This window comes from Arthrospira sp. PCC 8006 (assembly GCF_046480465.1).
GTDB classification, from domain to species: Bacteria; Cyanobacteriota; Cyanobacteriia; order Cyanobacteriales; family Microcoleaceae; genus Limnospira; species Limnospira platensis.
In genome coordinates, this window is sequence record NZ_PKGG01000179.1 from 1 (window position 1) to 11,029 (window position 11,029).

Genomic DNA, 11,029 nt, shown 5'->3' on the forward strand with positions numbered 1-11,029 from the left:
GTTTATTATGAGTTTCTCAGTTTATAGTTCTGTTGTCAATTTAGACACTCTAAACATTAGCAGTAAAATACAAGGAATACCTACACCTACAGCGATAAGTTTGCCTGCTACCACTATCGCTGAAGTTTGTCCTAACCATGCGACCAGTAACGGTAGAACGGTGTTTGTACAGCCTCTTTCACCTACCAATGTACATCTAATATTTGACCCTACAGGTKATMGCGTGTCAGACGCTGCATTTTCGGTTAAGCCAGGTGATACCATCTCAATAACGTGGGGTAGAACTAAGTTACAGGCGATAGCAGAATCTAGCGCTAATATCAGCGTTACAATTATCGAATATATCGATATGTAATCATCAAATRAATGGCTAGTATTAAGTTATTAGCCATTTAATTAAGTACTCAATATAGAGGCAGTTATGACTAATTTCAACATTTACTCTAGTAAGTTTGGGCAATCAACCGATGACTTGCCAGAAGGTGAAGTTAATCTATATTTAACTAATGAACGGATACAAGCAGTTATTGACTCAAATACTAATTTAGTCAAATTAACTCAGTTAACTTGGAATAATATTACTAATAAACCTGGCACTTTCCCCCCATCTACTCATTCCCATAGCTGGACTGAAATAACGTCCAAACCGACAACGTTTACTCCTTCAAGTCATACACATACCATTGCTAATGTTACAGGACTTCAAAGTACATTAGACGGTAAAGAGCCTACTTTTACCAAAAATACAGCGTTTAACAAAAATTTTGGAACAACTACCGGAACTGTTACAGAAGGTAACGATGTCAGATTATCAAATGCTAGAACGCCAACTAGCCATACACATACCTTATCTCAAATAACTGATAGTGGTAATTTAGCTTCTATTAATACTAACGGAAGTACAGTCAACTATCTTCGAGGTGATGGTACTTGGGTTACACCACCTAATACCACTTACACAGCGGGTACAGGATTAACATTAGTTGGTACAGAGTTTAGAAATACAGCGCCTCATATTGCTACTAATTTGTCTTATAGTTTTGCTGCTACTACAGGTACTGTCAATAGTTCAACTGGTAATAATGCTACTATTCCTGCTGCTACAACATCTGCTGCTGGTTTAATGACAAATGCTGATAAAAGCAAGTTAGACGGAATTGCGGCAGGTGCACAAGTAAATGTAGCAACTAATTTAGGAGTAACAGCAGGAACAACAGCAGGACCTATAATCACATCATCAACAGGGACTAATGTCACTTTACCTACAGCTACAGCAACTAATGCAGGAATAATTACAACTGGGAATCAGACAATTGCAGGAGTTAAAACATTTAACTCATTAATTACCGGGTCAATAAATGGAAACGCAGGAACAGCAACAGCGTTCCAGACAGCAAGGACAATTAATGGTACCAACTTTAACGGTACTGCTAACATAACTACAGCGAACTGGGGTACGGCTAGAACCTTAACTATCGGATTGTCTGGTAAATCAGTAAATGGCTCTGGAAATGTAAGTTGGAGTTTAGCAGAAATTGGTGCTTTACCAAATCTTTCAATAACTGTAACAGGAGATTGGAATGATGTGTTAACAACAGGTTTTTATCAAGGGAGTTCTCTTTTAAATCAAAGTCCGGGAAGTTCATGGCGTTTTTGTACTGTACAAAGATATAATGATTCTTGGATTTCTCAAACAATGATACCTTTTGGAGGAGAAGGTATTTATCAAAGAAATCGTGTAAGTGGAGTCTGGAGTAGCTGGCAACAATTAGCTTTTACAAGCTCTAATATTACAGGTAATGCAGCAACTGCAACCACGCTCCAAACTGCAAGAACAATTAATGGGACTTCGTTTAATGGTAGTGCCAATATAACAATAACTGCCAATACTCCTAATACATTAACAAATGGTACGGGATTAACTGGAAATAATTTTAATGGGAGTGCTGCAACAACATGGGCAGTTGCTTACGGCACTACAGCAAACACAGCCTGTCAAGGCAATGATAGTAGATTATCTGACGCTAGGAATCCCACAACGCACACACATTCAAATATTACATTAACAGCAGGTGATGGTTTATCAGGAGGAGGAACATTAGCAGCTAATAGAACAATTAATGTAGATTCAACTGTAGTAAGAACTACAGGAAATCAAACTTTAACAGGAATTAAAACATTTAACATAACAAATAATCCAGTAACTTTTGCAACTAATGAAAGTTTTCCTGATGGAAATATGCTTATTGATTTTAATGTTTGGAGGGGGTTTGACATACGCCGGATAGGCTCTACTGCTAGTTCGGCAAGTTTAGTACTAAATAGTAGAGTTGGAGGAAATAGCTGGGCGTTTTCTCATCAAGGGAATTATTCTATGCAATTAGAAGCAGATAATAATCCTAGAGTATTTATATATCATGGTATTAATTTTCATCAAAGCGATGTTTGGCGAGGTGCTCCTGACAATAGATATTCAATACAATTATATAACGGGCAGACATATTTTATAAAGAGCTCAACTCTTTCATCATCTGGAGTACATACTAGATTTAGAGTAGGAGGCACAAATGTATCTTATATTAACGATAATGGAGACTACGTTAAAGGTAGCTCTGATATTAAATTCAAAACACTTTTATCAAAACCAACTATAGGATTAAGCGAAATTAACGCATTGACAGTCACGTGGTTTAAGTATAATGAACTTGCAGCATTTCATGGCTTTAATCCAAGTACAGAACAATTTGGGTTAATTGCTCAAGAAGTACAAAATATATACCCTAACGCAGTTGAAGTGGTTAAAAATGACCATACAGATAGCCCTGAAGTTGACGACAAAAAAATAGATTACTTAACAATCATGTATGATAAACTGATACCATTAGTGATTGCGGCAATTCAGGAATTATCAGAAAAAATCGACAAATTAGAAAATATGCTAAACACTCAACAATAAATTAACAGATAATGCCTAATGCGCTTAATATATCAGAGAGTAACTGGTTTAAGGTTTATGAATTTAATTTTAGGATAGAAGATGATAGTACTCTACACGGTACTAAAAAATTACCTGACATTTCTGGCAGTAAATTTGTTAGGATATTATTTGACGCTGAAAGTGTACCCGTGTACTGGAAAATGGCAGGGTGGCTTAAATTCTATGCCTACAATGATGTGAAGCAGRMTATGMTRGTTAAAAAAGAGACTATATGGCTTAATGAATATCAAATAATTGAATCACCRCCRTACAGCAATTTTTACGCTTCATTTTCTCCACTAGAAAGGATTAAATGGTTTACACTTCATTTTTGGAAATTAATATAAATGAACTTAATAATAGTTGAACTAGGATTAATTATTGTCGCGATTATTATCAGTATGTTCATTACGCATACAGGAAACCTAATTATTGAGAATAGGTTAGACGGTATCCAAAATAGCCTAAATTATTTGATTAGATATGTTAATGATTTTATGCCATCAACAGTTTGTAAAAAACAGTTAGAAGATAAAAAGCAATCACCCCATCTCCCAATTAACAGAGATGATATTGATGATGATGGTTGGAGAAAACCCTAAACCCTAACACCTAACACCTAACCCAATAACTTAAATGGCCCCCTATGGTTTCTGACTGTAGGGGATGCGTGTATTTTTTGTTTACAGGTCTGTTGCAACAGGCCTGTAAATCATTTATATGAATGCTCACCCCTAGTTTACCTACAATAGACGGGTTAAGATTTTGGCTTAGTGCTTTATTAGGGGTAATCATCCCGTGCGGAACTCAGTACCCCTATAAATTGGAGACTTGTCTAGCGGTATGTAGGTATCGGTTTCGCTGGTAAAGCAATTGTCTAGGATTATGTAGGTATCAGCGAGAGATAACGAAACAAGTCACCAGGTGAAAAGTTGTTTAGGGGTATCGGGTTGGTTCCGGTAGGAGATAGTTTAGATTATGCGATCGCATTTTGTTGGTAGCGAGTAGGCTCCTCAATATTTCACTAATAATCTGACTCCCATAGATAACCGGATAGGCAGCCTAATATCTTTGTACATTGATAGGGGTATCGTTGTACATTGATAACCTAGTGGGTTCCCCCTACGGCTACCTACGGCTATCGTGTTGACTTTAAGCCATAGATAAATCCCACTGCGATCGCACTCATACCTTTCTATGGTTAGCACTGGTAGCTTTAGGCAATATCCTGCAAAATTGAACCCATACCCTCCCCCTAACCGAAACAAGCACTATTGGGGAAACGAACGATGTGATAGCAGTCAATGGTGAGGAACGAACCGATAGGCTTGCCATTGACTGCTATCACAAGGGAGTTACCCTATCGGTGTTTGGTTGGGGGGAGATAGTAGGCATTTGACAGATTGATTAAGTTGTGCTTATTGACTGAGTAATCAACCTATTGACAGAATTATTTTCCTGTGCTAGGACTAGATTGTGAGTAACATTTGAGTAACTAGGCATAGTTATCGGGTTGAGTAATAGCTCGCTATCGCTGTCAGGATAAGGGTTTATAGTTAACACACTCTGACGGAACCTAACCTGGGGAGCATCGCCGCCAATGAAAACACGACGATCCGCAAAACATCATCATTTCCCATGAGTCATCTCAACTAGCGGTCTTCGCTGAAGTTACCGGAGGCTTGGCGATCGTTAATTCACAATAAGGCAAACTTGGTCACGCCTTCTTTAAAGCACCGTCCAAGACCCATGGATCAACGCCAGACCAAATTTTAAATAATGTTTCTCCTAGGTTAAGGATAGAGATTTCCGCTGTGGGGTTGGCAGTTATCAGGTTCATTCTCCAAGCCACAGGAATACCCAAAACAGTATTATAGGCTCCCGAAAATATACCACTGATGATGGTTGTCAGTGCAGAGGTTGAATTAATTTGGCATGAACGCTTTAGGGTTAATATGGGTTGCTCAGGTGTACTCATAAAACAGTACAATCCTAGGGCTAGGCTGGAATGAGGAAAACTAGACAAATGCGCCTGTGTTTCTATCAGGGTCATTGATTCAGCTAGGGCTATTTGGACCTGAGACAGTTGCTGCTCAACGGTGGTGTTGTTGGTGGATAGGTTTTCTAATATGGTCGGTATTATGGGGCGATTATCCCTTGCTGTTGCCATGATTTGGGCTATGATTTCACCCATCACTAACATTGTGGCTTCCCTTTCCAGACTGCGATCGCTATCAGGCCATATTTCGGCTAATTGTTGTAATTGCTGTTGCTGTAGGGATCTGTTTTCATGGAAAAATAGAGCTACAGGGAAGGCAATTAAAGCCGCTTCATCGGGGTTTGGTGGGCTCTCTGGGTGGCGCTGGCAGCTTTTTTGCCAAATTTGACCCCAATGGTCTAAATCTAAGCCTTGATGCTCAATGAGACTGGTGGTGAAAGCCATAATTAACCCCACCCAGTCCGGTTCGGGTGGGTGATGACTGAGATAACTACCGCAAGCCGCGCCTAGCAAAGCGCCTTGGAACTTTGCTAATAATGGGTGTTCCATGTGGAAGGTTTGGGTTTTAGGGCGATCGCAAATAGTTTACCAATGCTTTTAAACCTAAACAATAACTATCAGCCCCAAAGCCGCTAATCTGACCGATCGCGACCGGGGCGATATAGGAATGATGCCTAAAGGGTTCGCGGGTGTAAATATTACTTAGGTGAACCTCAACAGTGGGAATTTTGACTGCTGATATAGCGTCCCTAATAGCAACGCTGGTATGGGTATAGGCTCCCGCATTAATCAGCAAGCCATGATGGTGGTCTAATGCAGAGTGAATGGCATCCACCAAGACCCCTTCATGATTAGACTGCCTAGCCACAACCTCAGCCCCCAATGACGCTGCCTCCTGTGTTAGCAGTTGGTTAATGTCATCTAAGGTAGCCTTGCCATAGATACCCGGTTCGCGCTGACCTAAGAGGTTTAGGTTAGGACCATGCAGCACCAGAATACTTAACAATTTCTTAATACCTCAGCAGTTTACTAGAAACTGAGTTGACTACTATCTTGAGCGAGGAAAATCTCTGACTGGCACCGGGACTGGTTCAGCTTCCGGTTGTGGTTCTGGACCTAATAATGCTTCGATTAGCTCCCGCGCCCATTCCCGGAGTTTCTCCAGTACCTTTTCAATGTATTCCATTGCAAAAATGGCTCCTTTTTACAAATTCGCAGGCTAATCTAACTCAAACCCGCAATTTCTTTGATTTTAGGGTAGCAGCAATTTCGGAATTGCTTCTACACGGAACGGGTAGACCTCATGCCTTCAGTGCCTACTGTTAGCAAAATTGACATACCCTAAGATTAGCTAGTTGCCCAGCACTGATTTAATCATAACAAATCTTCATAGAATTTGGCAAGGTGATCAGGTTAAAATTGGCGGCGGAGCAGGTCTAGGGCGCTACAGGCACTGGCTCGTTGAATCCAGGAGCGTTCTCGCTGGTTACCAAAACGGAATTCTTGTGATGTGGCGGTTCCGTCGGGTTTGGCTAGTCCGATGTATACTAATCCGACGGGTTTACTGTCCGTACCTCCTGATGGTCCAGCAATGCCGGTTATGGATAGTCCCCAGTGGGTTTGGAGGAGCGATCGCACTCCCAGAGCCATTTGTTCGGCAACTGTAGCGGATACTGCCCCCAATTGGTCTAAGTCGGTGCTATTAACTCCGAGGAGTTGATTTTTGATGCGGTTATCGTATGCGATGACTCCACCTAAAAAATATTGGGAACTGCCAGAAATTTCGGTAATCATTTTACCCAAACCGCCGCCGGTGCAGGATTCAGCTACACTTAGGGTTTGTTGTGTTTGTCGTAAATGCTGACCAACGACGGAGGCGAGGGTGTCATCATCTGCGCCATAACAGTTTAATCCGGCAATTTGTCTTAATTGGGTTACGATTGGTTCAATGAGAGCGGCGGCGCGGGCGGCGGATTCGGCACAGGCAGAAATCCGCAATTTAACTTCTCCATAATTAGCATAGGGGGCTACTGTGGGATTTTGTAGCTCTAGGAAGGGGGCTACTTTTTCGGCTAATGCTGATTCGGTAATGCCCCAAAATCTGAGGGTGCGGCTGTAGATGGTCTGAGAACACCAGCCTTGTTGACGTAGGTAGGGAATGGCTATTTCTACCCACATTTGTTTCATTTCGGAGGGGACTCCGGGAAATGTTAGGAGGGTAAGGCGATCGCCTCTGGGTTGCCAAATAATTCCCGGAGCGCTACCAATGCGATTGTAGAGGATGTCTGCCCCTTGGGGAATTAGGGCTTGTTTGCGGTTACTGGGAGACATTTCCCGCCCACGACTGGCGAATTTTTGGGCAATATCTTGGATGATTTCGGGTTTTTCGATGAGGGGGGTCTGGAAAAAGTCGGCAATGGTTTCTACAGTCAGGTCGTCGGGAGTCGGTCCTAAGCCTCCGGTAAAGATGAGGAGTTGTGATCTTTCTGAGGCGATCCGGATCGCTTTTTTGAGACGTTCTGGATTATCTCCTACCACAGTTTGATAATAGTGAGGAATACCAAGTTCGGCTAATTGTTCTCCAATAAATTGGGCATTAGTATTGGTAATGTTACCCAGGAGTAATTCTGTCCCCACACAAATAATTTCGGCTGTCATAGATTTGATTAATTGACAATAGATGAGACTATTAACTTGATGATTTGGCTCGCTTTACAGCTTTCCAACTGGTATAACCTAACAATCCGGTAGTTGCCCAAGCATAGACCAAACCACTGGGAAAACCGGAGAAAGCTAGAGCTAAACTCCCCACCCATAAGGTGAGAGTATAGATAAATAGAACAGTTAACCTTTGAGATAAACCAGCTTTTAGTAGTCGGTGATGCAAATGACGGTTATCAGCAGCAAAGGGAGATTTTCCATGTCGTAATCGTTCAATAATAACTGCTGACATATCCAAAATCGGCACAGCTAGAATTATATAAGGTAGTAAAACAGAGGTTACGGCGGTAGTTTTAACTAAACCAATAACTCCGACACCAGCTAAGGTAAATCCCATAAAATAGGAACCGCCATCGCCCATAAAAATCTGAGCGGGGTTAAAATTATATCGGAGAAATCCCAGACAACCGCCAGCTAGGGCAGCAGCAATTAGGGCGGCGGCGGGTTGATTCATATATAGAGATGCGATTAACATAACGACGGCCGCAATACCGGAAACCCCAGCAGCGAGACCGTCGAGGCCGTCAATCCAATTTATAGCATTAGTCATTCCCACTAACCAAAGGACGGTGACGGGTAAACTTAACCAGCCGATATGTATTAAGCCGCCAAAGTAGGGGATACTCAGGAATTCAATGCGGACTCCGACCCACCAGACTAAACTGGCGATCGCTGTTTGTAAGATTAATCGAGTTAGGGGAGACAGACCAAATAAATCGTCTGCTAAACCAATGAGAAAGAATGCTATAGCGCCTATAGCGACTCCTAAGATTTCAAATTCTTGTTTAGGGGGGAGGGGTTGACCATCTGCGCCGATAAAGCCACCAAAGCACCAAACTAATATTAGTGCGATGAGTGTACCGATGAAGATAGAAACTCCCCCCAAGCGAACCATGGGACGCTTATGAACTTTGCGATCGCAGGGTAAATCTACTCGTCCGCTTCTCAGGCCGATATTTTTGACTATCGGTGTACTCCAGAGGACAACGACGGTAGAAATTACAAAAGCCAGCAGATGATAAAAAGGATAGGGCATCTGATCAAAGTTTTTTGGGATGGGTGCTAAAAGCTAGTTCAGGGTGAGTCTACTATATTTTGAACCGCCTGATCACAGTCTCCCCTTAAAAGATGGGGGTATTGTTGGTTATTTTTGCACCCATCAGACCCAGAATCAGACCCAGAAACTGATTAAGTTAGTGCGGGAACTTTGATTTGTAAATGGGGATATAGGGGGAAGCGATCGCAAAGTTGGGCGACCCGCGCGCGACAGTCGGCTGTCACTGTGTCATCATCAGGATTTAAAAGGCGATCGGCGATAATATTACCGATTTCGATAAATTCTGAAGTTCCCATCCCTCTGGTGGTCATGGCTGGAGAACCTAACCGCAGACCACTGGTGACAAAGGGTGATTCTGGGTCAAAGGGGACTGTGTTTTTATTGGCGGTGATGTTGATTTCACTCATCAAGCGATCGGCAATTTTTCCGGTCATTTTCACCGATCGCAAATCCACCAACATCAGATGGTTGTCTGTACCACCAGAAACAATTTTTAAGCCCCGTTGCTGTAAGCAGTTAGCTAAGGCTTGAGCATTGGCGATCACTTGGCTTGAGTAGGTTTTAAATTCCGGTTTTAGTGCTTCCCCAAAGGCGACCGCTTTACCAGCAATGACGTGCTCCAGGGGTCCGCCTTGAGTACCGGGAAAAACGGCTTTATCTAGTTTTTTGCCCAATTCTGGGTCACGGGTAAGGATTAACCCCCCCCTAGGTCCGCGCAGAGTTTTATGGGTGGTGGTGGTGACGACGTGACAATGGGGTAAGGGGTTCGGGTGATGACCTGTGGCGACCAGTCCCGCAATATGGGCGATGTCCGCTAGGAGGTATGCTCCCACTTCATCGGCGATCGCTCGGAATTTGTCAAATTCAATAATCCGGGGGTAGGCGGAATAACCACAAATCATCAGTTTGGGTTGATGTTGTTTAGCCAGTTCCAAAATCTTGTCATAGTCCAGGGTTTCCGTTTCTGGACTGACTCCATAGTGGCAAACATTAAACCATTTACCCGACACATTGACGGGGGAACCGTGGGTTAAGTGTCCGCCGTGGGATAGATCCATTCCCATGATTGTATCTCCGGGCTGTAGGAGAGCCAGGAACACGGCAAAATTAGCTTGAGCGCCTGAATGGGGTTGAACGTTCGCATGGGTGGCATCAAAGAGTTCACAGGCGCGATCGATAGCTATTTGCTCGATTTTATCGATAAATTCACAGCCGCCATAGTAGCGTTTTTTGGGGAGTCCTTCCGCATATTTGTTGGTGAGGACTGACCCTTGGGCGGCTAAGACAGCGGCGGAGGTAAAGTTTTCGCTGGCGATTAGTTCCAGGTGTTCCCGTTGACGCTGTAGCTCTTGTCCGATGAATTCTGTTACGGTTGGATCACTTTGGGCTAGGATGTCTAGGTTGGTGTCACTCACTGTATAAATTCCCCTTTCAGAGTTCTTAGGTTTTGGTACTATGGAGCGATCGCTTGAAAGTGCGCCCCAAATTCACCATCATAACCCGCTTACTGCCCCCAGATACATTTAACCCCGAAAAATATAGCCGCCGCCAGTTGATATTTCCACCCCAGCCAACAAAATCTGATCATCGGATGTATCCCGTGACACAACCTGATATTAATGGCCATGTTAAGTTGTGCATCAATCCTGGGGTCTTGACTAATCTCAAAATATAATGGGGATAGGGCTTCAGCAATCGCGGGGAGAGAAGATTATGTTAGTCATGGTCATGGAAAACCAAATTATTGAGACCCATCAAGTGTGTCAGGGGTGTTTACTCGCCGACCATAGCGGTCAACCTCGCTGGCGTGGTGGCCATCTTAGTTGTGGTCATCTTATCCGTAAACCCGGAGACAATCAACCCGGTCAGTATGAGTGTCAGATGGGATTCCGCATTGCTAATATTTAGCTGTGACGTTCTGCTGCTGCTGCTCCCCCATTAAGCTAACGCTATAACGGGGGGTGTCTCTGTGAAATCTAATTCGTAGTTCAGCAATATTCCCTTGTCACTGCGTTATGCTGGGAGTGTGGACTTGTTTTGGTTAACAGGAGAGCTGACTATGAATTGGCGCGGGACAACGACCGTTCGCGATCGCATTTTTGCTTGTTTGCCCTATATGCTACCCTTGATGTATGGAATACAGTTCGGCGTATTTTTATTAACTCAATTTCCCATACTACAGATTATCTTGATTCCCATAGCTCCCCTAATGGCAATTTTTCAGTCCATTCCTTTTGCGGRGATCATTGTCTKTTTCTTGATGTATCTGCTGGTG

At 43.0% G+C, this 11,029-nt stretch carries 13 protein-coding genes; 7 read left to right on the top strand and 6 right to left on the bottom strand.

Features of this window, described 5'->3' with window-relative positions; genetic code table 11:
• The first annotated feature begins 7 nt into the window (after window positions 1–7).
• The 4 genes from B9T16_RS20650 (at window position 8) to B9T16_RS20665 (ending at window position 3,579) form a co-directional block, all read left to right on the top strand.
• The gene (locus B9T16_RS20650; protein WP_410245651.1) at window positions 8–355 is read left to right on the top strand and encodes a hypothetical protein; all 348 of its coding nucleotides are present in this window, start codon (window positions 8–10) and stop codon (window positions 353–355) included.
• A gap of 66 nt (window positions 356–421) precedes the next feature.
• On the top strand, window positions 422–2,956 hold the full coding sequence (locus B9T16_RS20655; RefSeq protein WP_410245645.1) for a tail fiber domain-containing protein: 2,535 nt from the start codon (window positions 422–424) through the stop codon (window positions 2,954–2,956).
• 11 nt (window positions 2,957–2,967) lie between these two features.
• Window positions 2,968–3,324, top strand: coding sequence for a hypothetical protein (locus B9T16_RS20660; RefSeq protein ID WP_410245646.1), 357 nt, complete (start codon window positions 2,968–2,970; stop codon window positions 3,322–3,324).
• Window positions 3,325–3,579 carry a hypothetical protein gene (locus tag B9T16_RS20665; protein WP_410245647.1) on the top strand — a complete coding sequence of 85 codons (255 nt, stop codon included), beginning with the start codon at window positions 3,325–3,327 and terminating at the stop codon, window positions 3,577–3,579.
• 1,115 nt (window positions 3,580–4,694) lie between these two features.
• Here B9T16_RS20665 and B9T16_RS20670 read toward each other — a convergent pair.
• The 6 genes from B9T16_RS20670 to glyA all read right to left on the bottom strand — a co-directional run bounded on the left by B9T16_RS20670 (window position 4,695) and on the right by glyA (window position 10,169).
• Window positions 4,695–5,525, bottom strand: a complete 831-nt coding sequence (locus B9T16_RS20670) for a hypothetical protein (protein WP_410245648.1) — start codon at window positions 5,523–5,525, stop codon at window positions 4,695–4,697.
• Between the two features lie 16 nt (window positions 5,526–5,541).
• Window positions 5,542–5,982 carry a type II 3-dehydroquinate dehydratase gene (gene aroQ, locus B9T16_RS20675; protein ID WP_006619864.1) on the bottom strand — a complete coding sequence of 147 codons (441 nt, stop codon included), beginning with the start codon at window positions 5,980–5,982 and terminating at the stop codon, window positions 5,542–5,544.
• Window positions 5,983–6,024: 42 nt separating this feature from the next.
• The gene (locus B9T16_RS20680) at window positions 6,025–6,162 is read right to left on the bottom strand and encodes a hypothetical protein (protein ID WP_006619865.1); all 138 of its coding nucleotides are present in this window, start codon (window positions 6,160–6,162) and stop codon (window positions 6,025–6,027) included.
• A gap of 227 nt (window positions 6,163–6,389) precedes the next feature.
• Window positions 6,390–7,634 carry a competence/damage-inducible protein A gene (locus B9T16_RS20685; RefSeq protein ID WP_006619866.1) on the bottom strand — a complete coding sequence of 415 codons (1,245 nt, stop codon included), beginning with the start codon at window positions 7,632–7,634 and terminating at the stop codon, window positions 6,390–6,392.
• Between the two features lie 31 nt (window positions 7,635–7,665).
• Window positions 7,666–8,733 (bottom strand): glycosyltransferase family 4 protein, encoded by a 1,068-nt coding sequence (locus B9T16_RS20690; protein ID WP_410245649.1) that lies wholly within the window; start codon window positions 8,731–8,733, stop codon window positions 7,666–7,668.
• A gap of 152 nt (window positions 8,734–8,885) precedes the next feature.
• Complete coding sequence (gene glyA, locus B9T16_RS20695) at window positions 8,886–10,169, bottom strand: serine hydroxymethyltransferase (RefSeq protein WP_006619868.1); 1,284 nt, start codon at window positions 10,167–10,169, stop codon at window positions 8,886–8,888.
• 32 nt (window positions 10,170–10,201) lie between these two features.
• On the opposite strand from glyA, the gene B9T16_RS20700 reads away from it, so the two are divergent.
• From B9T16_RS20700 to B9T16_RS20710, 3 genes are all read left to right on the top strand, one after another.
• Entirely contained in the window at window positions 10,202–10,429 is a 228-nt protein-coding gene (locus tag B9T16_RS20700) for a hypothetical protein (RefSeq protein ID WP_014276685.1), read from the top strand.
• 38 nt (window positions 10,430–10,467) lie between these two features.
• A complete protein-coding gene (locus B9T16_RS20705; RefSeq protein ID WP_006619869.1) occupies window positions 10,468–10,662 on the top strand; it encodes a hypothetical protein in 195 nt (64 codons plus the stop codon).
• Between the two features lie 151 nt (window positions 10,663–10,813).
• Window positions 10,814–11,029: Tic20 family protein (locus tag B9T16_RS20710; RefSeq protein ID WP_410245650.1), on the top strand; the 216-nt coding region annotated here is incomplete at its 3' end.

What these genes read in the sequence shown, in the direction of transcription:
- B9T16_RS20655 (WP_410245645.1), top strand. Translation starts at nt 422, where the DNA reads ATGACTAATTTCAACATTTACTCTAGTAAGTTTGGGCAATCAACCGAT.
- B9T16_RS20665 (WP_410245647.1), top strand. Translation starts at nt 3,325, where the DNA reads ATGAACTTAATAATAGTTGAACTAGGATTAATTATTGTCGCGATTATT.
- B9T16_RS20670 (WP_410245648.1), bottom strand. Translation starts at nt 5,525, where the DNA reads ATGGAACACCCATTATTAGCAAAGTTCCAAGGCGCTTTGCTAGGCGCG.
- B9T16_RS20680 (WP_006619865.1), bottom strand. Translation starts at nt 6,162, where the DNA reads ATGGAATACATTGAAAAGGTACTGGAGAAACTCCGGGAATGGGCGCGG.
- B9T16_RS20685 (WP_006619866.1), bottom strand. Translation starts at nt 7,634, where the DNA reads ATGACAGCCGAAATTATTTGTGTGGGGACAGAATTACTCCTGGGTAAC.
- B9T16_RS20690 (WP_410245649.1), bottom strand. Translation starts at nt 8,733, where the DNA reads ATGCCCTATCCTTTTTATCATCTGCTGGCTTTTGTAATTTCTACCGTC.
- B9T16_RS20705 (WP_006619869.1), top strand. Translation starts at nt 10,468, where the DNA reads ATGTTAGTCATGGTCATGGAAAACCAAATTATTGAGACCCATCAAGTG.